At 74.9% G+C, this 26,952-nt stretch carries 18 protein-coding genes; 17 read left to right on the top strand and 1 reads right to left on the bottom strand.

The genetic code is table 11. The annotated features are described in order from the left end of the window. Window positions 1–205: 205 nt before the first annotated feature. The 9 genes from ABTZ03_RS27860 to ABTZ03_RS27820 are packed head-to-tail and all read left to right on the top strand — an operon-like array spanning window position 206 to window position 14,010. Window positions 206–2,206 (top strand): non-ribosomal peptide synthetase, encoded by a 2,001-nt coding sequence (locus ABTZ03_RS27860; RefSeq protein ID WP_350515837.1) that lies wholly within the window; start codon window positions 206–208, stop codon window positions 2,204–2,206. Then, window positions 2,203–5,178, top strand: a complete 2,976-nt coding sequence (locus ABTZ03_RS27855; RefSeq protein ID WP_350515836.1) for a type I polyketide synthase — start codon at window positions 2,203–2,205, stop codon at window positions 5,176–5,178. The genes ABTZ03_RS27860 and ABTZ03_RS27855 overlap by 4 nt, the downstream gene beginning before the upstream one ends. A gap of 34 nt (window positions 5,179–5,212) precedes the next feature. Next, entirely contained in the window at window positions 5,213–5,419 is a 207-nt protein-coding gene (locus tag ABTZ03_RS27850; protein ID WP_350515835.1) for an MbtH family protein, read from the top strand. Next, window positions 5,416–6,705 (top strand): MFS transporter, encoded by a 1,290-nt coding sequence (locus ABTZ03_RS27845; protein ID WP_350515834.1) that lies wholly within the window; start codon window positions 5,416–5,418, stop codon window positions 6,703–6,705. The genes ABTZ03_RS27850 and ABTZ03_RS27845 overlap by 4 nt, the downstream gene beginning before the upstream one ends. Further along, window positions 6,698–7,492: a thioesterase II family protein gene (locus ABTZ03_RS27840; RefSeq protein ID WP_350515833.1), complete on the top strand. Its 795-nt coding sequence runs from the start codon at window positions 6,698–6,700 to the stop codon at window positions 7,490–7,492. Before ABTZ03_RS27845 ends, ABTZ03_RS27840 begins: the two co-directional genes overlap by 8 nt. Before the next feature lie 8 nt (window positions 7,493–7,500). After that, on the top strand, window positions 7,501–9,246 hold the full coding sequence (locus tag ABTZ03_RS27835; protein ID WP_350515832.1) for an acyl-CoA dehydrogenase family protein: 1,746 nt from the start codon (window positions 7,501–7,503) through the stop codon (window positions 9,244–9,246). A gap of 7 nt (window positions 9,247–9,253) precedes the next feature. Beyond that, window positions 9,254–10,675, top strand: coding sequence for a condensation domain-containing protein (locus ABTZ03_RS27830; protein ID WP_350515831.1), 1,422 nt, complete (start codon window positions 9,254–9,256; stop codon window positions 10,673–10,675). 35 nt (window positions 10,676–10,710) lie between these two features. After that, window positions 10,711–12,591 carry a non-ribosomal peptide synthetase gene (locus ABTZ03_RS27825; protein ID WP_350515830.1) on the top strand — a complete coding sequence of 627 codons (1,881 nt, stop codon included), beginning with the start codon at window positions 10,711–10,713 and terminating at the stop codon, window positions 12,589–12,591. Between the two features lie 45 nt (window positions 12,592–12,636). After that, on the top strand, window positions 12,637–14,010 hold the full coding sequence (locus ABTZ03_RS27820) for a hypothetical protein (RefSeq protein WP_350515829.1): 1,374 nt from the start codon (window positions 12,637–12,639) through the stop codon (window positions 14,008–14,010). Between the two features lie 64 nt (window positions 14,011–14,074). Here the strand turns inward: ABTZ03_RS27820 and ABTZ03_RS27815 are convergent, their stop codons facing one another. After that, entirely contained in the window at window positions 14,075–14,797 is a 723-nt protein-coding gene (locus ABTZ03_RS27815; protein ID WP_350515828.1) for a hypothetical protein, read from the bottom strand. 450 nt (window positions 14,798–15,247) lie between these two features. Here ABTZ03_RS27815 and ABTZ03_RS27810 point away from each other — a divergent pair, with 450 nt between their 5' ends. From ABTZ03_RS27810 to ABTZ03_RS27775, 8 genes are all read left to right on the top strand, one after another. Continuing rightward, window positions 15,248–16,366 carry a class I adenylate-forming enzyme family protein gene (locus tag ABTZ03_RS27810; RefSeq protein ID WP_350515827.1) on the top strand — a complete coding sequence of 373 codons (1,119 nt, stop codon included), beginning with the start codon at window positions 15,248–15,250 and terminating at the stop codon, window positions 16,364–16,366. Further along, on the top strand, window positions 16,366–17,748 hold the full coding sequence (locus tag ABTZ03_RS27805; RefSeq protein WP_350515826.1) for an aldehyde dehydrogenase family protein: 1,383 nt from the start codon (window positions 16,366–16,368) through the stop codon (window positions 17,746–17,748). Before ABTZ03_RS27810 ends, ABTZ03_RS27805 begins: the two co-directional genes overlap by 1 nt. Before the next feature lie 375 nt (window positions 17,749–18,123). Further along, on the top strand, window positions 18,124–18,666 hold the full coding sequence (locus tag ABTZ03_RS27800) for a pyridoxamine 5'-phosphate oxidase family protein (RefSeq protein WP_350515825.1): 543 nt from the start codon (window positions 18,124–18,126) through the stop codon (window positions 18,664–18,666). A gap of 64 nt (window positions 18,667–18,730) precedes the next feature. Further along, a complete protein-coding gene (locus tag ABTZ03_RS27795; protein ID WP_350515824.1) occupies window positions 18,731–21,835 on the top strand; it encodes an amino acid adenylation domain-containing protein in 3,105 nt (1,034 codons plus the stop codon). Next, entirely contained in the window at window positions 21,832–23,067 is a 1,236-nt protein-coding gene (locus ABTZ03_RS27790; protein WP_350515823.1) for a cytochrome P450 family protein, read from the top strand. The genes ABTZ03_RS27795 and ABTZ03_RS27790 overlap by 4 nt, the downstream gene beginning before the upstream one ends. Before the next feature lie 53 nt (window positions 23,068–23,120). Further along, window positions 23,121–24,359 carry a cytochrome P450 gene (locus ABTZ03_RS27785; protein WP_350515822.1) on the top strand — a complete coding sequence of 413 codons (1,239 nt, stop codon included), beginning with the start codon at window positions 23,121–23,123 and terminating at the stop codon, window positions 24,357–24,359. Between the two features lie 139 nt (window positions 24,360–24,498). Then, window positions 24,499–25,542 carry a terpene synthase family protein gene (locus ABTZ03_RS27780; RefSeq protein ID WP_350515821.1) on the top strand — a complete coding sequence of 348 codons (1,044 nt, stop codon included), beginning with the start codon at window positions 24,499–24,501 and terminating at the stop codon, window positions 25,540–25,542. Further along, entirely contained in the window at window positions 25,539–26,933 is a 1,395-nt protein-coding gene (locus ABTZ03_RS27775) for an FAD-dependent oxidoreductase (protein WP_350515820.1), read from the top strand. Before ABTZ03_RS27780 ends, ABTZ03_RS27775 begins: the two co-directional genes overlap by 4 nt. Window positions 26,934–26,952: the final 19 nt, after the last annotated feature.

Genomic DNA, 26,952 nt, shown 5'->3' with positions numbered 1-26,952 from the left:
TTCCGGGGCGCGTTCGGCGTGCTCGTTCATCGGACGTCTACTGACGTTTCCCAGGCTCTTCCGCAGCAACCCCGCTGATCGCTTCCTGGACCCCCGCCCGGCCGGGCCGAGCTCGCACCGGCCGGACGGCGCGGCCGGGGGCGGCTGCGCCCGTCCGTCGTCCGGTGGACCGCTACCCGCACCGTTATGCAGAGGAGTTGGCCTCGTGAGGCCTGAACTGAGTCAAGAGGACGAGAGCCGAGCCGCCACCGCGCCCGAATCGGCCGATCCGCGTGCCGTGGTCTGCGTACCGCGGCTGTTCGAGGAGCAGGTGCGGGCCAGCCCCGACGCGGTGGCCGTCGTCGACCGCGACGGGTGCGTGACGTACGCGGAGCTCGACGCCGCCGCCGACCGGCTGGCCGGAGTGCTGGTGGAGCGTGGCGCGGGCGCCGAGAGCGTGGTCGCGGTGCAACTGCCGCGCGGGCGTGAGCTGGTGACGGCGGTGCTGGCCGTGCTGAGGTCCGGCGCCGCCTACCTGCCGATGGACCCGGCGCTGCCGACCGAGCGCCGCAGGTACCAGTTGGAGGCCGCCGGTGTCGCCCTGCTGATCGGGCCCGAGGGCTGTGCGGGGGTTGCGGGGGTCGAGGTGGTCGACCCGGCCGCCGGCGGACCGGCCGGGCGGTCCGGGCGGAACCCGGCGGTGGCGGTCGCCCCCGGCGACCTGGCCTATGTGATCTTCACTTCGGGTTCGACCGGCCGCCCCAAGCCGGTGGCCGTCACCCACGGGTCGCTGGCCAACCACGCGGTCGCCATCGGTGCGGCCTTCGCGCTCACCGCGGCCGACCGGGTGCTGCAGTTCGCCGGTCCGGGGTTCGACGTGTTCGGCGAGGAGGTGTTCCCGACCCTGCTGGCCGGCGCCCGGGTGGTGGTGGCCCCCGACCCGGTGCCGTCGCCCGCGGAGCTGGAGGAGTGCCTGCACCATGAGCGGGTCACGGTGGCCAACCTGCCGACGCCGTACTGGGACCAGTGGGTCCGCGATCTCGACGCCGAACCGCGGGAGCTGCCCGATGCCCTGCGGCTCCTGGTCGTGGGCAGCGACACCGGGCTCACCCGGACGCTGGCCGGCTGGCGGGGGCACAGCTCGGTGCCGGTGCTCAACGCCTACGGTCTGACGGAGACCACCATCACCGCCACGCTCCAGGCGTTCACCGGGGAGTCGCTGCCCGAGGGGGAGACGCTGCCGATCGGGCGGCCGCTGGCCGGGGCGCGGGCGTACCTGCTGGACGCCGAGCTGGAGCCGGTCGCGGCGGGCACCCCGGGCGAGCTGTACCTGGGCGGGGCGGTGCTGGCCCGCGGGTACCTGGGGCAGCCGGGGCTCACCGCCGACCGTTTCGTACCGGACCCGTTCGGCGGGACGCCGGGCGGGCGGCTCTACCGCACCGGCGACCTCGCGGTGCTGCGCGCCGACGGTGCCCTGGCCTTCATCGGGCGGGCCGACGACCAGGTGAAGATCCGCGGCCAGCGGGTCGAACCGGCGGAGATCGGTGCGGCCCTGTGCACCCACCCCGCGGTGCGTCAGGCGCACGTGCGGGCGGTGGACGACGGGGCGGACGGCAAGCGGCTGGTCGCCTACGTGGTCACCGCCGAGGTCGGCGCCGAGGTCGAGCCGTCGCAGCTGCGCGCCCACCTGGCGATGCGTCTGCCCGCCGCGATGCTCCCGGCCTGCTACGTGCTGCTCGACGAACTGCCGCTGACCGCGAACGGCAAGATCGACCACCGGGCGCTCCCGGTGCCGACCGCAGGGGACGCCACGCCCGGCGGCACCACGCCCGGCGGCACCACGCCCGGCGAGGCCACGTCCGGCGGCACCACGCCCGGCGCGCCGCAGGCCGTGGCGCCGACCGGCCTGGAGGAGCAGATCGCGGCCGTGTGGCGTGAGGTGCTGCGGGTCGGCCACGTGGGCCTGGACGACAGCTTCTTCGAGATCGGCGGTCACTCGCTGCTGCTCGTCCAGGTGCAGCGCAAGCTCAGCGGGGCGCTGGGGCGCCAGGTTCCCGGCGTCGCGCTCTTCGCCCATCCGACCGTCCGCAAGCTCGCCGCCCATCTGCGCGACGACTCCGGGCCGGCCGGCGGCGCGCCCGGTGACGAGCGTGCCGACGAGCGCCGCAGCGGGCAGGCCCGGCTCCAGCAGCGCCGCGCCCGCCAGAGCGCCGGGGGTGCCCGATGACGCAGGCCGCACAGCCGGTGGATCCGGACAGCCCCTTCCTCGCCGTCGTCGGGATGGCCGGGCGGTACCCGGGAGCGCGTGACCTCGGGGAGTTCTGGGACAACCTGGTCAAGGGCGCGGAATCGGTCACCCGCTTCCCCGGCGACCCGTCCACCCCCGAGTACGTCCCCGCGCTCGGCGTACTGGAGGACGCGGACGGGTTCGACGCGGCGTTCTTCGGCTACTCGCCGCGGGAGGCGCTGATCCTCGACCCGCAGCACCGGCTGTTCCTGACCTGCGCCTGGGAGGCGCTGGAGGACGCCGGGTACGACGCCCGGTCCGGTGCCGGGGCGGTCGGCGTGTACGCGGGCAGTAGCCAGACCGGCTACCTGGAGACGCTGACGGCCCACCGCGACCGGCTCGGCCCGGTCAGCGAGTGGCAGCTGCGGCTGGCGACCGGCATCGACTTCCTCACCTCGCGGACGGCCCACCGGCTCGGTCTCACCGGGCCGGCGGTGACGGTGCAGACCGCCTGCTCCACCTCCCTGGTCGCCGTCCACCTCGCCGCGCAGGCGCTGCTGTCCGGCGAGTGCGACCTGGCGCTGGCCGGCGGGGCCAGTGTCAACGTCCCGGCCCGCCTGCCCGAGTACTCCGAGGGCGGTGTCATCTCGCCCGACGGCCGCTGCCGGGCCTTCGATGCCCGGGCCCGCGGGACCGTCGCGGGCAACGGTGTCGGCATCGTGGTCCTCAAACGGCTCGCCGACGCGCTCCGGGACGGCGACCACATCCGGGCCGTCCTACGCGGCAGCGCGGTCAACAACGACGGCCTGGACAAGGTGGGCTTCACCGCTCCCGGCGTGGCCGGCCAGGCCGAGGTCATCCGCGCGGCCCACCTGGTGGCCGAGGTCGAGCCGGACAGCATCGGCTACGTCGAGGCGCACGGGACCGGGACGCCGCTGGGTGACCCGATCGAACTGGCCGCGCTGACCCAGGCGTTCCGACTCGGCACCGACCGGCGCGGATTCTGCCGGATCGGGTCGGTGAAGACCAACATCGGCCACACCGACGCGGCCGCCGGGGTGGCGGGCTTCATCAAGGCGGTGCTGGCCGTCCAGCACGGCCTGATCCCGCCGAGCCTGCACCACACCGCGCCCAACCCCGAGATCCCCTTCGCGGACGGCCCGTTCGTGGTGAACACCGAACCGTACCGGTGGCGCCCCGACGGTCCCCGCCGGGCCGGGGTCAGCTCGTTCGGGATCGGCGGCACCAACGCGCACGCGATCCTGGAGGAGCCGCCCGCGCGACCTGGCCCGCCCGTCGCTCCGGCCGACCAACTGCTGGTGCTGTCCGCCCGGACCGCCCCCGAGCTGGACCGCGCCGCCGCCAGGCTCGCCGAGCACCTGCAGCGGCAGGCCGCCGGCGCCGCCGGCCCCGGCCGGGAACCGGGCCCGGTCCGCCTGGCCGACACGGCCTGGACGCTGCAGACCGGCCGCCACGCCTTCGGGCACCGCCGGTTCGCGGTGGCCGCCGACCACACCGAGGCGATCGAGGCGCTGACCGGGACCGGGGCCGGCACCTCCGCCCACCCGCCCGTGGACGGCGGGCGGCCGGTGGCATTCCTCTTCCCCGGGCAGGGCGGACAGCACGTCGGCATGGGCCGCGAACTGTACGAGAACGACCCGGCCTTCCGCGCCGAGGTCGACGCCTGCTGTGCGCGGCTCGCACCCACGCTCGGCCTGGACCTGCGGACGGTGCTGTACCCGGCCGGCGAGCAACAGACCGCGGCGGCCGAGGAGTTGCTGCGCGACATGGGGGTGGCCCAGCCGGCCGTCTTCGTGGTGGAGTACGCGCTCGCCCGGATGTGGGAGCAGCGCGGGGTGCGGCCGGCGGCCGTCGCCGGGCACAGCCTCGGCGCCTTCGTCGCCGCCTGCGTGGCCGGTGTGTTCTCCCTGCCCGACGCGCTGCGGCTGGTCGCCGAGCGCGGCCGGCTGCTGCAGGGCCTGCCCGTCGGGGCGATGCTGGCCGTGCCGCTGGCCGAGCGCGACGCCACCGGACTGCTCGGCGACGGCGTGGAGCTCGCGGCCGTCAACGGACCGAACCAGTGCGTGCTGTCCGGGCCGCGGGGAGCGGTCGACGCGCTGTTCGCCCGGCTGACGGCGGACGGTGTCGACGCGCGCCGGCTGCACATCGCCGCCGCCGGACACAGCGCCCTGGTGGAGCCGATCCTCGACCGGTTCGCCGCCCTGGTCGCCGAACTCGACCTCAGGGCGCCCTCGATCCCCTGGGTCGGGGACACCACCGGGCAGTGGGTCCGCCCGGACCGCGTCCCGGGCGTCGAGTTCTGGACCGCCCACATGCGCCGGGCGGTGCGCTTCGGCGACACCCTCGCCACCCTGTTCGCCGAGCCCGACCGGATCCTGCTCGAAATCGGCCCGGGCCTGACTCTGACCACACTGGCCCGCCGCCACCCGGCCCGCACCGAACGCCACCTGGTGCTGCCCAGCCTGCCGCACCCGGCCGGCGAGCAGTCCGCCCTGCGGACCTCGCTGGCCGCCGCCGGACAGCTGTGGGCGGCCGGCGTCGAGCTGGACTGGCCGCGGCTGCACGAAGGCCGGCGCCCGGGCCGGACCCCGCTGCCGACCTACCCGTTCAGCCCGCAGCGGCACTCACCGCTCCCCACCGACGACCCCGCGCCGACCGTCACCACCCGGCCCGCGCCGACCGTCCCGGAGCCCGCCCGGGACGGCGACACCGAAACCCGGCTCGCCCTGATCTTCGGCCAACTGCTGGGGCTGGAGCACGTAGCGGCGCAGGACGACTTCTTCGACCTGGGCGGAGACTCGCTGATCGCCGTTCAACTCGCCTCCGCCGTCCGCGCGGCCTTCGGCGTGCGCATCACCGTCAAGCAGGTCTTCACCGCCCCCGCTCCACGCCGACTCGCCCGGGTGATCGACGCCGCCCGGCACGTCGACGCCACCCAGCAACCGGCCTGAACCGTCACGCGACGCACCGACCCGGAGGACAGCCATGTTCGAGGACGACGACGACCGGACCTACGAGGTGGTCCGCAACACCGAGGAGCAGTACTCCGTGTGGCCGGACGGCCGGGCGCTGCCCGCCGGGTGGGAGCGGACCGGCGGACGGGGCGGCAAGGCGCACTGCCTCGCCCTGATCGACGGCCTGTGGACCGACCTGCGGCCGAGGAGCACCCGTGAACGGGCGGCCGCCCGATGACGCGACCGGCCCCTCCGCCGGGACTGTTGCGCCACCAGGGCTTCCGCCGGCTGTGGGCCGCCCAGACGGTCAGCGTGCTCGGCGCCCAGATCTCCGAACTCGCGCTGCCCCTCGCGGCCGTGACGGTGCTGGAGGCCACCCCGTTCCAGGTGGGGCTGCTGGCCGCCGTGCAGTACCTGCCGTTCCTGCTGGTCGGCCTGCCGGCCGGGGCCTGGGTGGACCGGATGCGCCGACGGCCCGTCATGATCGCGGCGGACCTGGTCCGCTGCGCGGTCCTGCTGACCGTGCCGGTGGCCGCGCTCTGCGGGGTCCTGCACCTGTGGCTGCTGTATCCGGTCGCCTTCGCGATCGGGGTGATGACGGTCTTCTTCGACCTGGCGGCGCAGTCCTTCCTGCCGACCCTGGTCGGCGAGGAGCAGCTCGTCGAGGCCAACACCAAACTGCAGCTGTCCGAGACCTCCGGTCAGCTGGCCGGTCCCGGCGCCGGCGGATTCCTGGTCCAACTGCTGACCGCGCCAATCGCGTTGTTCGCCAACGCGGTCAGCTACGCCGGGTCGGCGGCGCTGCTCCTGCTGGTGCGCGTGGAGGAACACCCGGTCCGCGACGCGGTCCGGCCGGGACTGGTGGCGGAGGTCAAGGACGGCCTCGGGTACGTGTTCCGGCACCGGCTGCTGCGCCCGATCGCGCTGAGCGCGGGGATCGCCAACCTCTTCGGCCTGTTCGGCATGGTCCAGGCGATCCTGGTGCTCTACGCGGTCCGTGAGCTGCGGCTCTCGCCGGCCGGGCTGGGCACCGCGCTGGCGATCGCGAACGCGGGCGTGCTGCTCGGCTCGCTCGCCAACCGCCGGGTGGTGCGGCACCTCGGCGTCGGGCCGTCGCTCACCTGGTCCGCCTTCGGACTGGGCGGCACCCTCCTGCTGCTGCCCCTGGCCACCCCCGGTACCGCGATGCCCGTCCTGGCCGTCGCGATGGCCCTGGCCGGGCTGTGCGCCTCCGTCTTCAACATCAACCAGATCAGCCTGCGGCAGTCCGTCACCCCCGCCCCGATGCGCGGACGGATGACGGCGACGCTGCGGGTCGTGGTCTGGGGCGTCATCCCGGTCGGGACCTTCCTCGGCGGCGCACTGGTCGGCCCGCTCGGACTGCGCGGCGTCCTCTGGCTCGCCGGCGCGGGCAGCGTCCTCGCCGGGCTGCCGCTGCTGTTCTCCGCCGTGCACCCGCTGCGGGCCATGCCCGACGCCGCACCGACCGCCCGACCGACGAGCCAGGAGACCCTTCATGCCTGAGGTTCCGGGGCACACCGTCCCACGCTGGCTGGTCAATCGCCGCAAGCGCCCCGACGCCGCGATCCGGCTGTACTGCTTCGCCCACAGCGGCGGCTCGGCCGCCGAGTACGTCCGCTGGGGCGACGACGTGCCCGGCATCGAGGTGTGGGGCGTGCAACTGCCCGGCCGCGGCTCGCGGTTCGACGACCCGCAGTACACCCGGGTCGGCCCGCTGGTGCACGACCTGGTGGAACAGGACGCGTTCCGCGCACCGTTCGCCTTCTTCGGACACAGCCTCGGCGCGCTGCTGGCCTACGAGACCGCGCGCGCCCTGCGCGAGCGCGGCCTGCCCGGCCCCGAACGCCTGCTGCTGTCCGCCTGCCCGGCCCCGCACCGGCCCCGCGGACTGCCGCCGATCCACCACCTCGGCGACCGGGAGCTGTTCGCCGCCGTCCAGGGGGAGTACGGCTCACTCCCCGACCAGGTGGCCGAGGACCCGGAGCTACTCGCGATCATGATGGCCTCGCACCGCTTCGACTTCGAGATGGTCGACAGCTACCGCCACACCCCCGGCGAGCCCCTGGACCTGCCGCTGCACGTCTTCGGCGGCACCGAGGACCGGCTCCCCGCCGAGGAACTCGCCCGATGGCAGGGCCACAGCCGCGGACCGTTCGCCCTCAACCTGCTGCCGGGCGGCCACTTCTACCTCCGCGAGCACCGCGCCGCCCTGCTCGCCCTGATCCGGGCCGCACTCACCGACCACCCGCCCGCCGGGCCGCCCGCCGACCCGCTCTCCCCCGACCTGTGAAAGCAACCATGACTCACGACACCGCCGCCCCGACCGGCTTCCTCGCCGAGCTCCACCTGGGGCACCTGCGCTGGGACCTGATCAGCCCCTTCCCCACCCCCTCCGACGAGGACCGCGCCCGCGGCGACGCCGCCGTCGCCGAGCTGATGCGCTTCCTCCAGGAGACCGTCGACCCGACCGAGGTGGACCGCACCGCCAGGCTGCCCGACGGCTTCCACGAAGCCTGCGCCGCCCGCGGCTACTTCAGGCTCCAGGACCCGCTGGAGCGCGGCGGCCTGGGCCTGTCCGCCCACAACGCCTTCCGGATGATCCAGGCCGCCGCGACCTGGTCGGTGACCGCCTGCTACGCCATGTCCGTCCACCTCGGACTGGGCGCCGGCGCCTACCTGCCGCTGCTGGCCGACGGCGAGCTGAAGTCCGAACTCCAACGGCTGCTCGCGGCGGGCGCGATCTCCGGCGACGCCGACACCGAGCCCACCGGTGCGATCAACCGGACCCGGGCCACCACCGCGGTGCCGACCGAGGACGGCACCGGCTTCCGGATCAGCGGCGAGAAGGTGTTCATCCAGAACGGCCCGATCGCGGGCCTCCTGAGGGTCTCGGCCACCGTGCACGAAGACGGCCGGGAGTACATCCGGCTGTTCTTCGTCGACACCACCGACCCCGGCTTCTCGGTCCGGTCCTGGCACGAGTACCTGGGTCTCAAGGGCCTGCCCAACGCGGCCCTCACCTTCGACCGGGTCTTCGTCCCGCACAGCCGGGTCTTCACCCTCGACGGCCTGACCGCCGAGGAGGAGTGGCGGCTGGCCCCCGAACTGCACACCGTCAGCGTGCGGGGCCGGATGTACCCCATCTCGGCGCCCGCCCTGGCGATCGGCCGGCTCTGCCTGCACTGGTCCCGGGAGTTCGTCCGGCGGCGTTCGGTCGGCGGGCTCGGGCTGGAGCAGTACGACGAGATCCAGCGCATCGTCGCCGCCAACCTCGCCGAGACCTTCGCCATCGAGAGCGTGGTGGAGTGGTGCCTGCTGGCCGAGGAGCGCCACCCGGGGATCGACCTGGACCCGGAGCAGACGGCGGCCAAGAACATCACCTCGATGACCAGCTGGCGCATCGTCGACCGCACCCTGTCCCTGCTGGCCGCCGAGGGCTTCGAGACGGCGACCAGCAAGGCCCGGCGCGGCGCCCAACCGCTGCCGGTGGAACGGTTCTTCCGCGACGCGCGCGCCCTGCGGGTGGCCGGCGGGGTGGACTTCCTGGTGGACCACTGGGCCGCCCGGCACCTGCTCTCGCGCCACTACCCGAAGCCGCGGCCCGTCGCCGAGACCGCCACCGACCTCACCGCGGCGGACGCCCGCCTGTCCCCGCGCAACCGCGACCACCTGCGCTTCGTGGCCGAACAGGCCGTGCGGTTCGCCCGCCTCGGCCGCGACCTGGTGGACCGGCACCCCGACCCCGAGGAGCTGTTCGCCGAGGAACGCACGCTGATCCTGCTCAACCGGGTCTCCGCCGAACTGTTCAGCATGTCCGCGGTGCTGGCCAACGCCGCCCGACTGCACCCCGAGGGCACCGGACCGGCCCAGGACCTCGCCGACGTGTTCTGCGCCGAAGCACGCCACCGCACGGCGGACGCCCAGCGACGCCTGGCCGACACCGACGGACCCGACCACGCCGGCGCCTGCGCGCAGTGGCTGCACGGCGACGGTCTGGAGTTCCTGCTCCGCGACACCGTCACCGCCACCCCGCCCGCCCACTGAGCAGGCGGTGTCCGAGGCCGCCCCGGCCACCAGCCCCGCACCCCGAACGACCACCGACCCGGAAAGGGCCGCGCCGATGTTCAACCTCTCCCGTTCCCAGGAGATCGTCTGGCTGCACGAGGAACTCTTCCCCGAGAGCCGTGCCTACAACTTCACCGCCTCCCTCGACCTGCGCGGCCCGCTGGACGAGCCGGCCCTGCGGCAGAGCCTGGCGACCGTGCTCGCCCGCCACGAGGCGTTCCGCCTCGAACTCGACCCCGAGGGCTTCCCCCCGCAGCAGCGGGTGAACGACGGCTGCGCACCGCGCTACCGCACCGTGGACCTGACCGGCGGCGACGACCACGAGGCCGCCTTCGAGGAGCTGTGGCGCGAGCAGCACGACGAGCCCTTCGACACCGCCGAGGCGCCCATGGTGCGGTGGAGCCTGATCAGGCTGGCCGAGGACCACCACCGGCTGCTGCACACCGAGCACCACCTGGTGCACGACGGCTGGTCCTTCGGCCTGGTCCTGCGCGACCTGTTCACCACCTACCGCGCACTGGCCCAGGGCGTCCCGGCCGATCTGCCCGAGCCCCGCTCCTACGCCGAGCACGTCCGTGAGTCGGCGGCCGCCGAGGCGCGACCGGGCCACCAGGACGAGGCCCTGGCGTACTGGCGGGACACCCTGGACGGCGCCGCCTTCGACCTGCCGCTGCCCGGCCTGACCGACCCGGGGCGGGTCCGCGACGTCCCGCACGGCGACCAACTGCGCCAGCTGCTGGCACCCGAGCTGGCCGAGCGCCTGCGGGCGGCCGCCCGCCGCGACGGGCACACCCCGTTCTCGGTCCTGCTCACCCTCTTCGCGGAGCTGCTGCGCCGGCGGAGCGGCCGGTCCGACCTGGTGATCGGCAGCGCGGTGGGCAACCGCCCGCCCGGCTTCCAGGAGTGCGTCGGGATGTTCGTCAACACCATCCCGCTGCGCCTCCGCCTCCGGTCCGACGACAGCGCGCTGACCGCGGTCGACGAGGTCACCGAGGTCCTGATCCGCTCGCTGCCGCACCAGGGCGTCCCGGTCCAGCGGTTGGCCCACGAGCTCGGCGAACACTCCGGCACCGGCCTGGACAACCCGCTGTTCCAGGTCATGTTCAGCGCGCACGACGCGCCGATCCCGCACGTCGAGGGACTGGACCTGGAGGTTTCCGTCCACGAGGCGTTCAACACCGGCACCTCCCGTTTCGACCTCGACGTGGTGCTGGTCCCCGACTCCCGGCGGACCGTCAACAGCCGCACGGGCCCCGGCGGCATGCTGCTGATCTGGGACTTCGCCACCGACCTGTACGACAGCCCCCGGATCGCCGAGCTGCAGCGGCAGTTCACCGCGCTGCTGGAGGCCTACCTCGCCGACTCCACGACCGGCCTCGCGGCACTCACCGCGGCAGCCGACGGCTGACCCCACCACCCCGAACCACGCCCCGAGGAGACCAGATGACCTTCCCCGAACCGACCTCCCCCGAACCGACCGGCCACCAACCGACCGGCCACCAACCGACCGGCCATCAGCTGCCCAGCATCGCCTGGGGCGGCAAGCCCGCACCCGCTCCCGCGCCGGGGGCGGGGCCGCTCGACTGGTTCGAGAGCCGGCTGGCCGAGCAGCCCGACGCCCCGGCGGTCGTGGACGGCGCCCTCACCTGGAGCTACCGCGAGCTCGACCGGGCCGCCGCCCGCATCGTGCAGGCCCTCGGCGGCCGGGTCGGCCGCGGCCGGCTGGTGGGAGTCTGCCTGGAGCGTTCCGCGCTGCTGGTGGCCACGGCCGTCGCGCTGGCCAGGATCGGCGCGGTCTACCTCGCCCTCGGCGCGCGGCCGGGGGCCGCACGGCTGGAATCGCTCACCGAGGACGCCGACATCGGCTGCCTGCTCACCGACGGCACCACCGCCCCGCCGCCCGGCTGGACCGTCGCGCCGGCCGACGCGGTGGACGGGCTCGTGGTCGCCCTGCGCGGCGGACCGGCCAACGGCGCGCCCGGCGATGCCTTCTGCGCCGTCACCACCTCGGGCAGCACCGGCAAACCCAAGATCGCGCTGCTGCCGCAGGAGGCGCTGGCCAACCTGGTCCGCTGGACCTGCGACCGGCTGGAGATCGGTCCCGGGTCCCGGGTGGGCCTCTTCGTCGGCACCACCTTCGACGCCCACCTCAAGGAGCTGTGGGAGGCGCTGTCGTCGGGCGCCACCCTGCACGTCGCGCCCGAGGACGCCCGCGGCTCGACGGCCGAACTGTTCCAGTGGTGGCGGGAGTCGGGCCTCACCCACTGCCTGCTGCCGACCCCGCTCGCCGACCTCGCCTTCACCCAGCCGTGGCCCGCCGGCCTCGCCCTGCGCCACATCCTGGTGGGCGGCGACCGGATGCGGGTGCGGCCGCCCGCGCAGTGCGCGGCGGTGGTGCACAACGTGTACGGTCCCGCCGAGGCCACCGTGCTCACCACCACCCACCGCCTGCAACCCGGGAGCGACGACCCGAACGCCGTCGTGCCGATCGGACGGCCGCTGACCGGCTACGCCGTCTTCGTCACCGACGAGGACGGCCGGATCCTGCCCAGGGGACACGCCGGAGAGGTCCGGATCGGCGGTGCGGGCCTGGCGCTCGGCTACCTGGACCCGCAGCGGACCGCCGAACACTTCGTGCCGGCCCCCGCAGGTCAGCCGTACGTGGACCGGGTCTACCGGACCGGCGACCGGGCGGTGATGCGCGCCGACGGGCCGCTGGAGTTCCTCGGCCGCATCGACGACCAGGTGAAGATCAGCGGCGCCCGGATCGAACCGGCCGAGGTCGAGGCCGCCCTGGAGACCCATGACTCGGTCCGGCGCGCCGTCGTGGTCCCGTACCAGGGCACCGGCGGCGGTCTCCGGCTGGCCGCCTTCCTCCTGCTCGCCGAAGGCGCGCGGGCCGACCGGGACGTTGTGCTGGCCGCCGCCCGCTCCCGGGTGCTGAAGCAGGCGGTGCCCGCCCTGGTCCGCTTCGTCGACGCCTTCCCGCTGAACGCCAACGGCAAGGTCGACCGCGCCCTGCTCGCCCGGCAGGCCGCCCCCTCGGCGTCCACCGCGCCCGGGGCAGCGCCGACCCCGCAGGCGGAGGACACCGAGGCGTTCCTGCTGGTGGCCTGCCGCCGGCTGCTCGACCAGCCCGACCTCACGCCCGCCGACAACTTCGCCGAATCGGGCGGGACTTCGCTGGCCGTCGCCCGTCTGATCGCGCTGATCGAGAGCACCTACCCGATCCGGGTCAGGGCCGCAGAGGTCATGCGCCAGCCCGACCTGGCGGCCCTGGGCGCCCTGGTCGCCACCCGCCGCGCGGAGTCGGCGCGCGGCTGAACCCGCCCGCCGCCACCGCCCACCCGTCCCCCGAGAGGACCTTCCGTGGACCGCCCCACCCTGACCGAGCGGTATCTGGCCGAACTGAGCGAGAGCACGGCCACCGCAACCGAACTGCTCGGTCGTGCGCAGCACGACGCCCTGCTCGGCATCGACTTCGAGAACCGCTTCCTGGCCCGCCCGCTCTTCCTCGGCCACCAGGAGCACGAGCAGCTGATGGCAGACCTGGACACGCTCCACGCCGCGCTGTTCAGCCTGCCCGACCGGCTCTTCGACGGCGACCTCGGCGCGTTCGCCCGGGCCGTCGGCATGACCGAGACCCAGATCGAGGTGATCCTGCGCAGCCAGGGCGCCGCCGCGGTCCGCCTGGCCCGTACGGATCTGTGCGTCGACGACAGCGGATTCAAGGTCGTGGAAGTCAACATGACCAGCTCGCTCGGCGGCCTGGGCAACGGCGTGATGGCCCGGGCCCTGCTGGAACACCCGCTCCTCGCCGACTTCGCCGCCCGGCACGGCCTCGGCTTCGCCGACACCGCCGCGGAACTGCTGCACACCATGTACGCCGCCACCGGGTTCGACCCGCGGTCCCGGCCGGTCATCGCGGTCGCCGACTGGCCGAGCAGCTACCTGACCGGCTGGGCCGCCTTCCTGGAGGAGTTCTGCGCCCTCCTGCGGACCCTGGGCGCCGACGCGCACCCCTGCCACATCGGCCAACTCGACTACCGCGACGGCCGGGTCTGGCTCGGTGACCGGGCCGTCGACATCATCCACCGGATCTTCCTCGCCGAGGACCTGCTCGAATCCCCCGAGGCCCCGGCGCTGATGGACCAGGTCGTCCGCGCGGCCGCGGCCGACCAGGTGAAGCTGTTCGTCCCGCTGGACGCCGAGCTCTACGCCAGCAAGACCACCCTCGCGATGCTCTCCGACGAGAACAACCGGCACCTGTTCAGCGCCGAGGAGTTGGCGGCGTTCGACCGCGTCCTGCCGTGGACCCGGACCGTCCGGCCCGGCACGGTGACGCTGGAGAACGGACACCGGGTGGAACTGCTCGAGTACGCCCGGGCCGACCGACACGACCTCGTCCTCAAACCGACGGTGCTGCACGGCGGCAGCGGGGTGATCCTCGGCGGGGACGTGACCGAGGAGAGCTGGGCCGCGCACCTCGACGCCGCGCTCGACAAGCCCTACGTGGTGCAGCGCCGGATCCGTCCGGTCACCGAACTGTTCCCGGACGAGAACGGGCAGTTGGAGCCATGGCTGACCGCCTGGGGCGTGTTCACCATGGCGCGCGGCTTCGCCGGCATCATGGCCCGCGGCACCCGCCTGGACGCCAACGTCGGCGTGGTCAACATCACCAACGGGGCACACGCCGGCACCGGACTGTACGAGCTGCCGCCCCGCGAGCGCACCGACGGGTGACCGACCCGGCCGAACTCCGGTCGGCTGTCCGGCAGTCGGCCGACTGCCGGACAGCTCCGCCCGGTCAGCTGATCGGGTTCGGGGAGTCTCCGTTCAGCAGCATCTGCGGGACCTGGCTGAACGTCCAGCCGCTGCCGTTCGCGGTCAGCACCCAGACCACGTCGAAGCGGTCGTCCGGCCAGGAGGCGGGCGGCGCCGGGGTGATCGGGCCGAGGCCCGCCAGGATCGCCGGGATCTTCTTGTGCTCCCAGGCGACCAGCTGCGGGCCGGTGGACGCGAGCAGCGCGGTCGCGAGGCCGGCCTCGTCGCCCTTGGCGTACTGCTCGTCGGGGGTCAGGCCGAGCGCGGCGGCCACCACGGAGATGGTCTCCGCCGGCCGCTTGCTGCCTCCGGTGGTCGGGTCGGCCGCGAAGACCCCGGCGGGCCGGGTGAGTCCGGCCGGCACCGGGGCGGGGTCGCCGGTGGCGGTCCGCGGCGCGAACAGCGCGACCAGCGCGCCGGCCCGGGTCCAACCCTGCACCGTCAGCGACTCGCTGTCCTTCTTCCCCTGGTCGGTCACGCCGTAGGGCGCCCCGGAGTCGGTCGGCTTCTCCGCGTGCCGGATGAGCATGATCACGTTCGGGCCGGCGGCCGACTCCCGCTCGGCGGACGCGTCGACCGCCCGGGCCGCCCCGGCCGGACCCTGCGGCGCCGCAGCCGCGCCCCAGGCGCCGACGACGGGCACCGCCGCCGCGGCGGCGAACGCGCCGAGGACGGACCGACGGCCCGGCTTGCTGTTCATCGTCATGATCCTGACATCCTGTCCGATAGAGGGATTCCGATAGCTGGACGGCGAGGGAGTCCGGCCACCGCGTGACCGGAGCGTCACGGTAACGGCCCGGTCTGTGTGCCGGATGAGCGTGGCGTGATGATCGTGCGGACATTCCGCGCAGAAAATCCTCCTCCCGGGATCCGGTCCCGCCACTGTGCCCCCACGCGGCCGTGCGCCACCGTGCGCAGCGCTGGAAGTGATCATCCCCACCCCCGCGCGACCGCTCATCCGGGCCGATCCACCGGTGCACCGGCGATAGGTTGACGGTGTCTCACCGGATTCCGCACCGGGACGAAACGGGCGGCCCCGCGCCGACCCCGTCGGCCCGTCGACACCGGCCCATCGACGCCGTCGACCCCGGCCGCAGGCGACGGAATGCGGCGGGACGCCGCCACGTCGGGCGGCGCGAAGGAGGAATGGGGAATCGTGCAGGATCAGACCGTGATCGACGTCACCGGCGCCGGGGCACCCGCGCCGGGCCACCGCCCCGAGGACGGGGGCACCGACTTCGACCAGCACGTCCGGGCCATGACGGCCTGGCACTTCAACGAGGCGACCGGCTCGCCGTTCTGGCTGGCCAAGCGCGCCGAGCTCGGCTTCGACCCGCTCACCGAGGTCACCGGCGCCGCCGACCTGCGCCGCTTCCCCGACGTCAGCGACGAACTCAGGACGGTACCGGCCGCCGAGCTGATACCCCGCGGGGCGGCCCCCGGCCAGGCCTTCCGGGTGTACGAGTCCGGTGGCACCACCGGCCTGCCCAAGCGGGTGGTCGACGGCGGCTACCGCAGCCGGATGGTCGACTGGGCCGTCGACCGGCTCCGGGCCAACGGCGTCCCGCAGCACGGCAACTGGCTCCACCTCGGCCCGGCCGGGCCGCATGTGATCGCCTTCGACGTCGCCGGATACGCGGCCCGTAGCGGCGGCCTGTGCTACACCGTCGACCTGGACCCCCGCTGGGTCAAGCGGCTGCTGTCCACCGGCCGGCGGCGCGAGGCCTCGGACTACCTCGACCACGTGCTGGACCAGGCCGAACTGGTGCTGCGCAGCCAGCCGGTGGCGGTCCTGAACACCACCCCGCCGCTGCTGGAGGCGATCTGCGCGCGCCCCGACCTCCGTGCCCTGGTGGCCGAGCGGGTCGGGGCGATCGTCTGGGGCGGCACGGCCTTCAGCCGGGAGAGCCTGCAGCTGGTCGAGCGGGAGATGTTCCCGGGCGTCCCGCTGGTCGGCGTCTACGGCAACAGCCTGATGGGCGTGGCCCCGCAGCGCCCGCGCCGGGACGACGACGTGCACCCCTGCGTCTTCGAGCCGTTCGCGGAGACCACCCGGCTGGAGCTGGTGGACGGCGACGGCCGCCCGGTCGGGTACGGCGAGCGCGGCCAGGTGCGGCTGCACCTGGTGAGCGAGGAGATGTTCCTGCCGAACATCGCGGAGCGGGACACCGCGATCCGGGTGGCGCCCGCCGCCGGCTCCGCGGTCGACGGCCTCGCGGAGGTCGCCAGCGTCGCCCGCTTCGAGGGCGCCGACGTGGTGGAAGGGGTGTACTAGTGGCCGCGACGGTCATCGACCCCCTGGTGGCGGGCGTGTCCGCGCCGAGCTCCGACCGGCAGCTGCTGACCGACGTGTTCGGTGCCGCGCTGGCCGATGTCGGGGTGGCCCCCAGGCTGGGCGCCCAGCTGGCCCTGGACCGGCTGCGGGCCGCGGCCGACGGGCTCCGGCCGGCTGCCCGGATCTTCCCCGAGGCGGCCCGGTTGTTCGCCACCGCGGAACTCGACGGGGAGGACCCCGAGGCCTACGTCGACCGGGTCGTCCGCAGTTCCGGTCTTCCGGTCCGCGCGGTCCGCCTCGCGGTGGCGGACGTCGTCGCCGAGATCGAGGCGCTGGACCGGACCGTCGCCGCGGAGCTGCCTCCCCCGCTGCCGGGCTCCACCCACCGGGTGGAATGGGTGCCCGGCGGGCGGGTGTTCGCGGCCGTGATGGCCGGCAACCACCCGCTGCCGCACGTCTCCTGGGTGCACGCGCTGTTCGTCGGCTACAGCGTGCTGGTGCGCCCGGGGAGCCGGGACCCGTTCACCCCGCGCCGCCTGGTCGCGGCACTCCTGGCCGCCGGACTGCCGCCGCACAAGCTCGCCCACCTGCCGTGCGACCACCGCGCGGCCGCCTTCCTGCTCGACTCGGCCGACCGCGGCATCGTCTTCGGCGGCGACCAGGCGGTGGCCTCCTGGCGGGACGCCCGGCACGTCGCCACCCGTGGCCCGGGGCGCTCCCGGGCCCTGCTCGACACCGCACCGACCCCGGAGCTGCTGGACCACCTGGCCACCGCGGCCGGCTACGACGGCGGAACCCGCTGCACCAACCTGTCCGCCGTCCTCACCACCGCCCCGGTCGCCCGGGTCGCCGACGAACTCGCCGCGAGACTGGCGCGGTTGCCGGTGCTGCCCGTCACCGACCCGGAGGCGACCCTGCTGGTGGTCGGGCGCGAGCGCGCCGAGGCGCTGCGCCGCCACGTCGCGACGCTGGCGGACGGGCTGACCGACCACAGCACCCCGCACTACGACGGGGACTTCGTGGTCGACCTCGGTGACGGCTCCTTCCTGCTCCGCCCGCTGGTGCTGTCCGCGGACCGCGCCGACCACCCGGCCGTGGGCACCGAGCTGGGCTTCCCGTTCGTCGTGGTCGCGCCGTGGTCGGCGGACCGCGACACCGGGGCGCTCGGCCCGGCGCTGGTGCTCAACCTGCTCACCGACGACGACGCGCTGGTGGCGCGGGCCGTCCGGGACCCGCGGATCCGCAAGGTGACGGTGGGCACCGCCCTCCCGTGGGACCTGGTGCCGGGGCTCCCGCACGACGGCAGCCTCACCCAGTTCCTCCTCGAACCCAAGGGCGTCGTCGTGCCGAGCGCCGTCGTGCCGGGCACCGACGGCCGGTAGCCGACCACCGGTAGCCGACCACCTTTCACCGACACCGCCCCCGGGAGACCGCTCCCGGGGGCGGTCCGGTTTCCGGGGGCGGCCGTCCGGTTTCCGGCCAGTGAGTGACAGGTTCACGACAGGGTTGTGATCTCTCCGTCACTGTCCGTACCAGGACCGCCATGCTGTTCCTGCCGGAACCGTACGTCCCCGAAGCGCAGCCGCGCCACGGTGGCCACCCCCACTCCGGCACCGACACCGCCCCGGCCGGGGCGGCCGTCGGCCCGTCCTGCCGTCGGGCGCCAGCAGGTCCGGCGCCGCACCGCCCGCCGCGACCGAGGCGCGCGAGAAGCCACCGCAGGGCTCAACCTCCCCATCCAGCAAGGAGATCGCTCAATGCTGCCCACCATGTCCCCGCGTGCCCGGGAGCTCTTCCTCGCCGAGCGCCGAGTCGGCGTGCTGAGCGTCGCCGACCCCAGAGAAGGCGACCGCGCACCCCTGAGCGTGCCGGTCTGGTACGACTACCGGCCCGGCGGCGAGATCCTCGTCCAGACCGGACGCGAGACGGTCAAGGGCCGACTGCTGCGCGCCGCCGGCCGGTTCAGCCTCTGCGTGCAGGACGAGCGGCGGCCCTACCGGTACGTCAGCGTCGAAGGGCCGGTCGCCACGATCGAGGACCCGGTGCCGCCCGCCGTCCGGGACGCCCTGGCGCACCGCTACCTCGATCCGGACGAGGCCCGCGGCTACCTCGACACCACCGCCGACCAGCTCAAGGACGACATCCTCTTCCGGCTGCGCCCGCAGCGCTGGCGCACCGCCGACTTCGCCGCCTTCGCGGCCGACTTCACCGAGCCCGCCGAGCCCGCCGAGCCGGCGCGGTCCACCGGACCCGCCCGGCCCACCGGCCCCGCCGAACCCGCCGCCGACAGCGCGGACTGACCCGACGCGCCGTCGGCACCGGTCCGCAGCCGCGGCCGACGGAGCCCCCTCCCGAGAAGGACCCATGACCGACATCGACGTCTCGTCACGCCCGCTCCACCTCCCTGCCCCCCGCGCCGCCCGCTCCGAGGACCGGCTGCAGCACCTCACCCTCCCGGAGCTCTTCGCCCGGCAGGCCGCCGCCCACCCCGACGCACCGGCCGTCCGGCACCGCGACCGCACCCTCGGCTACGGCCGGCTCGACACCCGCTCCACCGCCCTGGCCGCCCGGCTGCTCGCCGCCGGCCTCACCCCCGGCGAACCCGTCGGCGTGTGCGGCGGCCGCTCCCCCGAGGCGCTGATCGCCCTGCTGGGCATCCTCAAGGCCGGCTGCGCCTACGTACCGCTGGACGACGACCTGCCCCCGGCCCGCCTGCGCGCCATGGCCGAGGACGCCGGACTGCGCGCCGCCGTCACCCTGCCCGGCACCGAACGGCCGGTCCGCGGCCTGCGGGTGAGCATCCCGGTCACCGTCGACGACGCGGACACCGCTCCGGCGCCCACCGGCGCGTCGACAGCGCCCGCCGCCCCCGCCGACTGCGCCTACATCGCCTTCACCTCCGGCACCACCGGCCGCCCCAAGCCCGTGGCGATCCCGCACCGGGGCATCGTCCGGCTCGTCCTGGCCGACCGCGAACTGCCGCCGCCCGGGCCCGGCGACCGGATCCTGCACGGCTACGGCCTGTCCTCGGACGCCTCCACCATCGAGATCTGGAGCGCCCTGCTCACCGGCGCCTGCCTGGTGATCGCCGACCGCGAGGAACTCCTGTCGCCCACCGCCCTGGAGGACCTCCTCCGCACCCGGGGCGTCACCGTCGCCTACCTCACCACCAGCGTCTTCCACCTCCTCGCCCGGACCCGCCCGCAGGCCATGGCCGGCCTGCGGTTCGTCTCGGCCGGCGGCGAGGCGATGGACCCGCGGCTGGCCAACGCCGTCCTCGCGGCCTGCCCCGCCACCACCGTGGTCAACTTCTACGGCCCGACCGAGAATTCGGTGGTCTCCACCGCCCACCGGGTGCGCCCGCTGCCCGAGGACGCCACCCAGGTCCCGATCGGCCGCCCGTACGCGGCGACCACCTGCCACGTCCTGCGCCCCGACGGCACCCCCGCGGCGCCCGGCGAGGAGGGCGAACTGTACGTCGGCGGCGACGGGTTGGCCCTCGGCTACCCCGGCGACGACCAGCTGACCGCGCAGCGGTTCGTCCGTCCGCCGCGGGCCGACCCGGGCGCCCGCCTCTACCGCACCGGCGACCGGGTCGTCCGCGACGCCGACGGCCTGCTGGAGTACCGCGGCCGCGCGGACCGCCAGGTGAAGCTGCGCGGGGCGCGCATCGAACTCGACGAGGTCGAGGCGCGGCTGCGCGCCCACCCGTCCGTGGCCGAGGCCGTCGTGGAGACCGACGGCGCCGGACTGACCGCCTACGTCACCCCCGTGGCCCCGGGCCACCCGCTGCCGCTGCCCGGGTTACGCGGCTACTGCTCCCGCTGGCTGCCCCCGCAGGCCGTCCCCTCCCTCGTCGCCCTGGACCGCCTCCCGGTGACCAGCGGCGGCAAGGTGGACCGCAAGGCGCTGCGCGCCGCCGCCGCGGTGGCCGTCCGGGCGCAGACGCCGGACCCGCGGCCCGCCGAAGGACTCGCCGGCCTGCTCGCCGGGATCTGGCAGCAGGTGCTGCGCACCCGGCCCGCCCCCGAGGACGACTTCTTCCACCTCGGCGGCGACTCCCTGCTCGCCTCCGAGGCCGTCACCCGCACCCTCGCCGCCCTCGGCCTGGACGCCGCCCTCAGCTCCACCCTCATCCGGGCGCTGCTCACCGCCCCCACCCTGGCCCGCTTCACCGACGCCGTCCGGGCCGCCCGCGACGGCTCCCCGACCGGCCCCGCCGAGAGCACCGTCGACTTCGCCCGCGAGACCGGACTCGGCTTCCGCCTCCCGCCCGCCCAGGGCCCCGCGCCCTGCCCCCAGGACCCCAAGGAGGTGCTGCTCACCGGCGCCTCCGGCTTCGTCGGCGCCTTCCTGCTGACCACCCTGCTGCGCCGCACCGCCGCCCGGATCCACTGCCCGGTCCGCGCCGCGAGCCCCGCCCACGCCGAACAGCGCGTGCGCACCGCCCTCGCCCGCTACGGCCTGCACCTGGACGAGACCGACCGGCAGCGCCTGGAGTGCTTCCCCGCCGACCTCGCCGAGCCCGGCCTCGGCCTGCCGGCCGGGCACCGCGCCGAACTCGCCGACCGCCTCGACCTGATCGTCCACAACGGCGCCCAGGTCAACTTCCTCTACCCGTACGAGCAGTTGCGCGCGCCCAACGTGGACGGCACCCGGGAGATCGTCCGGCTCGCCGCGCCCCGCCGGGTGCCGGTCCACTTCCTGTCCACCGTCGCCGTCGTGGCCGGCGCCGGGGCCGCCGGGGTGCGCGCGGTCGCCGAGGACGACGCGCTCGCCCACCCCGACGGGCTCACCATGGGCTACGCCGAGAGCAAGTGGGTCGCCGAAGGGGTGCTGCGCCGGGCCGCCGAGCAGGGACTCCCGGTGGCCGTCCACCGCCCCTACGAGGTGACCGGCGACCAGGTGAGCGGGGTGAGCAACACCGAGACCGCGATCTGCTCGCTGTTCCGGACCATCGCCGAGACCGGGCTGGCCCCGGACATCGCCCTGCCGATGGACTTCGTCCCGGTCGACCACCTCGCCGAGGCCGTGGTCCACATCGCCACCCGGCGGGACGCCGACGGCCGCACCTACCACCTCACCAACCCCCGCCCGGCGATGCTCTCCGACGTCATCGAGCGGATGCGCGCGGCCGGCTGCGCGGTCCGCACGCTGCCGTACCCGCAGTGGGTGGAGGAGCTGGTCCGCCACGTCGCGGCGAACCCGACCAGCGCCACCGCCCCGTTCGTGTCGCTCTGCGTGGACCGCAGCCGCACCGCCGACATGTCCGTCAAGGAGCTGTACTTCGAGGGCACCTTCCCGGTGCTCGGCCGGGACAACGCCGACGCCGCGCTGGCGGACAGCGGACTGCACTGCCCGCCGGTCGACGCCGCCCTGCTGGACCGCTACCTGGAGTACTTCTTCACCTCCGGGTACCTCCCGCGCCCCACCACCGTTGCCGCCGCCACCCCGGAGAGCGCCCGATGACCGATACCGCCGTCCCCGCCCCCGTCCCCATTCCCGTCCCCGAGGTGACGACCGGCACCGCCGGACCGCCCTGCGCCTACGCCCGGCTGCGCGCCGAACAGCCCGTCGTCCAGGCCCAGTTGCCCAACGGCGAGACCGCGTGGCTGCTCAGCCGCTACGCCGACGCCCGGGCCGCCTTCGCCGACCCGAGGCTGGTCCGGCCGCTGCTGTCCGCCTGGCCCCCGGTCGAGGGCGACGACGCGCCGCCGCCCTGCCTGCCGACCTTCCTGGAGATGCGCGGCGAGCACCACGACCGGGTACGGCGCGCCGTCCTGCCGCTGTTCGGCCGCGGCCGGCTGGAGTTCATGCGCCCCCGCATCCGCGCCATCGCGCGGGAGCTGCTCGACACCATGACGGCCGCTTCGCCCGACCGCACCGCCGATCTGGTGGCCGGCTACGTCGAACCGCTGCCGCTGCGCGTGCTGTGCGAGACCATCGGCCTCCCGCACGAGGACCGCGACCGCTACCTCCCGCACACCCTCACCCTGCTCAGCGCCGCCGCGCTGACCATGGACGACATCCTCGCCGCCCTGAACGCCCTTCAGGACTACGCCTCGGAGCTGCTCGACCGCAAGGAACAGGACGGCGAGGCGGCGGACGGCGACGGGGACTACATCCGGCTGCTGCTCGCCGAGACCCGCCGCCCCGGCAGCGAGCTGGTCCGGGACGACGTGGTCAGCTTCGTCGTCACCATGCTGATGGCCGGCTACAAGACCAACATGCAGCACACCGGCAACGCCCTGCTCACCCTGCTCAGCCACCCCGACCAGCTCCGCCGGCTGCGCGAGGAGCCCGCCGGGATCACCGCCGCCGTGGACGAACTGCTGCGCCACGTACCGCTGATGAACGCGATCAACATCCTGGTCGCCGAGCAGGACCTCACCCTCCACGGGCAGCTGATCCGGGCCGGCGACGCCGTCGTCCCGGTGCCCGCCTCCGCCAACCGCGACCCCGCCGCGTTCACCGACCCCGACCGCCTCGACCTCACCCGCACCCCCAACCCGCACCTCGCCTTCGGCCACGGCCCGCACGCCTGCACCGGCGCGCACCTGACCCGGATGCAACTGGCCGTCGTGATCCAGGTGCTGCTGGAGACCCTGCCCGGCATCGAACTCGCCGAGCCCGCCGAGTCCCTGCCCTGGGACGAGACCACCCCGCTGCGCGCCCCGGCCCGCCTGCCGGTGCGCTGGTGACCGCGCCGCACCGCCCCGCAACCCCGATTCCCGCCCAGAGAGGACCGCGCCACGTGAGCGCATCCCAGGCTCCCGCCACCACCGACGGCGCCCCGGACGACCGGCCACTGCCCCGCTACCCGTTCAGCACCGACGGCGACCGCCTCGCCCCCGAACTGGACGAGCTGCGCAGCCGCTGCCCGGTGGCCCGGGTCCGGACCAACTCCGGCGGCGAGGCGTGGTTGGTCACCGGCTACGAACTGACCCGCGACGTCCTGCGGGACCGCGCCTTCGCCCGCTCCGTGCTCGGCGAGTCCGACAGCCCGACCCAGGACGCCCCGATCCTGGCCCCCGAACTGATGGGCGCCATGAGCCACCTCCAGCAGGCCGGACTGCGCGACGAGGTGCTCACCGCCCTCGGCCGCAACCAGCCGGAACTGCCCGCCGACTGGGTCGCCGAGGTCACCCGGGAGGGCCTGGACCGGATGGCCGCCGAGGGCTCACCCGGCGACCTCCAGCGCCACTTCGCCGAGTGGGTGGCCGCGCAGTGCCTGTGCCGGCTGCTCGGCCTGCCCTTCGCGGACCGGGAGTGGCTCGCCGAACGGGCCGACAAGGACCTCACCATGGCGACCTACTCCGACCGGGAACTCGCCGACAACTGGGAGGAGATCCGCGCCTACATCGCGGCCCACCTGGCCGCCCGCACCCCCGGGCGCCCGCGCGGACTCGCCGACCGGCTCGCCGACCTGAACGCCCGCAACACCACGGAGCAGGGGCTGAGCGACAGGCAGCTGTCCAACATCGTCGCCGTCCTGTTCGTCAGCGGCTACGAGGACTTCGCCAGCTTCCTGGGCGTCGCCGCGGTCAACCTCCTCCGCCGCCCCGAGGCGATGGCCGCGCTGCGCGAGGACCCCGGGACGACCCCCCAGCACGTGGAGGAACTGCTGCGGTGCAGCGTCGTCCTGGGCAACGCGATCCCGCGCTTCGTCACCGAGCCCACCTCCCTGGCCGGCCAGCAGGTCGAGTCCGGCGACCTGGTCCTGCTCTCCCTGGACGCCGCCAACTTCGACCCGGCCGCCTTCACCGACGCCCAGCGGTTCGAGCCCGCCCGCTCGCCCAACCCGCACCTGCGGTTCGGCCACGGCCGCCACCACTGCCCCGGCGCCCACCTGGTCCGCCGCCAGTCCGACACGGCCTTCCGGGTCCTGCTCCAGCGGTTCCCCGACCTGCGCCTGGCCGTGCCCGTCGACGAAGTGCCCTGGCAGCCCAACCGGATGGCCATCACGGCCGCCGCCGTCCCGGTCACCTGGTGACCGCCGGGGTGCCGCACCGTACCGTCGCGGTGCGGCACCCCGTCCGACCGCCCCACCTGCCCTCTTGCGGCCGCGGACCGGGGCGGTGACCCTTGGGGGGAGCGACGGCCCGCACTCCCTCCCCCCGAAAGGGCCCGCCATGCCCCAGGACACCGCGTTCACCCTGCCCTTCGGGGCCGTGACCAGTCCGGACGCCGACGCCGCCCGGCACCGCAGCCTCCACTGGTGCCGCCGGCAGCGGCTCGTCGAGGATCCCGTCGACGAACTGCGCCTGCTGCACTGGGACTTCGCCGGACTCATGGCGGGCTGGAACCCCCGGGCGGGCGGCGAGCAGCTGGACCTCACCGTCGACGCGGTCGTGGTGGCCGCCCTCCTGAACGACCACATCGACGACCACGTCCACGGCCCGCTCGCCGGCCCCCTCCCCGACCGGCCGGACCGGATCGCCGCCCTCTGCGCGGAGCTCGGCGCCGTCATCGCCACCGCAGGGCGGCCCCCGGCGGCCGCCGGGCCCCTGGTCCGGGCCTTCGCCGACGTCTGGCGCCGACTCGCCGACGGCGCGTCACCCGGGTGGCTGGAGCACACCGGGCAGCACTGGCAGTGGTACCTCGGCGCCCACCTCCAGGAGGCACGCCACCGCGCCCGGCACCACGCCCACCACCCCGCCCGCCGCCGCGTCCCGACCCGCGCCGAGTACGCGGAGCTGCGCCGCCGGTCCGGCCCCGTCCCCGCGATGATCGACCTCAGCCAGAAGGCGTACGGCTTCGAACTCCCGCGCCGGCTCGCCACGGACGTCGTGGTCCGCCGGATGCTCGACCTCACCGCGGACGTCGTCGGCGCCCTCGGCGACGTGCACTCCGTGGAGCGGGACGAGTCCCGCGGCGACCTCCACAACCTGGTGCCCGTGATCGAGCACGAGCTGAACTGCGGGCGCGTCGAAGCCCTCCAGGAGATCCAGTCCATGATCACCTCCTGGTGCGAGGAGTTCCTCCTCCTGGAGACACGGCTGCCGGACACGGTCGGGCACCGGGACGCCCCGGCCGCCCGGCGGATCGCCGACTGCCTGCGCACCGCGATGAGCGGCTACCTGGAGTGGAGCCGGACCACCCGGTACCACTCCCTCCTGGTCCCGGCCGGGGACCCCGCCCCCGCCACCGACCACCTCGGGCTCGACCGAGGATGACCGACCGCCACCGGGCCCTGGTCGTCGGCGCCGGCATCGCCGGACTGCTCGCCGCCCGGGTGCTCGCCGACGCCTACACCGAGGTCGAGGTCCTCGAACAGGACACCCTCCCCGACCGGCCCGCCCAACGGCCGGGCGTGCCCCAGGGCCACCACGTGCACGGGCTGACGGCCCGCGGCGCGGAGGTCATGGAGGACCTCTTCCCGGGCCTGCGCGCCGAGTTGACGGCGGCCGGCGCCCCCGGTGGGGACTTCGGGCAGATCGTCGCCTTCCGCTTCCCCGACTGCTGGTCACCGCGCACCCCGACCGGGATCCCGCTGCAGACCTTCAGCCGTCCGCTGCTGGAGGCACACCTGCGCCGGCGCGTCACCGCGCTCGGCAACGTCCGGATCCGGCCCGGCGTACGGGTGACCGCACTGGCCGGCGGTGCCCGGCGGGTGACCGGGGTCCTGGTCCGGGAGACCCCCGGCGGCGACACACCCGGAGGCGACAGACCTGGAGGCGACAGACCCGTCGACGCCGATCTGGTGGTGGTCGCCGACGGACGGAGCTCACACCTGCCGCAGTGGCTCACCGGACTCGGACTCCCGCAGCCACGGCGGACGGTGATCGACGCCCGCGTCGGCTACGCCTCCCGCCTGTACACCACCGGCGACGCCGACGGCCCCCCGTGGGCGGCCGCCATGGAGCTCCTCCAGGCCCCGCACGTCCACCGCGGCTTCATGGCCACCCGGATCGAGGGCGACCGCCTCCTCGTCACCCTCCAGGGCGCCGCCGGCGACCACCCGCCCCACGACCCCGACGGCTTCACCGCGTTCGCCCGCAGCCTCCGCACCCCGCTGGCCGAACTCCTCACCGGCCTCGACCCGTTGACCCCCGTCCGCCGCTACGCCCACTGCACCGACCAGCGCACCCACTACCACCGCCTCCCCCACTGGCCCGACGGCCTGCTCGCCCTCGGCGACGCCGTCTGCGCGTTCAACCCGCTCTACGGCCAGGGCATGGGCATCGCCGCCATGGCGGCCGACCTGCTGCGCACCGCGCTCACCCGCCCCGACACCCCCGGCTCCGCCCAGGCCTACCAACGCCGGCTCGCCCACCTCACCCGCCGCCCCTGGCTGATGTCCACCCTCCAGGACCGCGGCTGGCAGCAGCCCCGCCCCGACCGCGCCGCCCGTCTCGTCGCCGCCGTCCTGCCACCGGTCCAGCGGGCGATGGCAGCCGAACCGGAGGTGTTCCGCCGCTTCCTGGAAGCGATGCACATGACCCGCAGCAGCACCGTCCTGCTCCACCCCCGCGCCCTGCTCCCCGTCCTCTCCGCCGCCCTCCACCCCACCCACCCCGCACCGCCCGACCACCCCCACCTCTGGTGGGGCCACACCCCGTCCTGACCGCCCCGACCGGCCGTCG

The sequence above is a fragment of the Kitasatospora sp. NPDC096077 genome (assembly GCF_040303245.1).
In the GTDB taxonomy this organism is placed as follows: domain Bacteria; phylum Actinomycetota; class Actinomycetes; order Streptomycetales; family Streptomycetaceae; genus Kitasatospora.
Note: the sequence above shows the minus strand (reverse complement) of the source record. Positions and strands in the feature narration are given on the sequence as shown.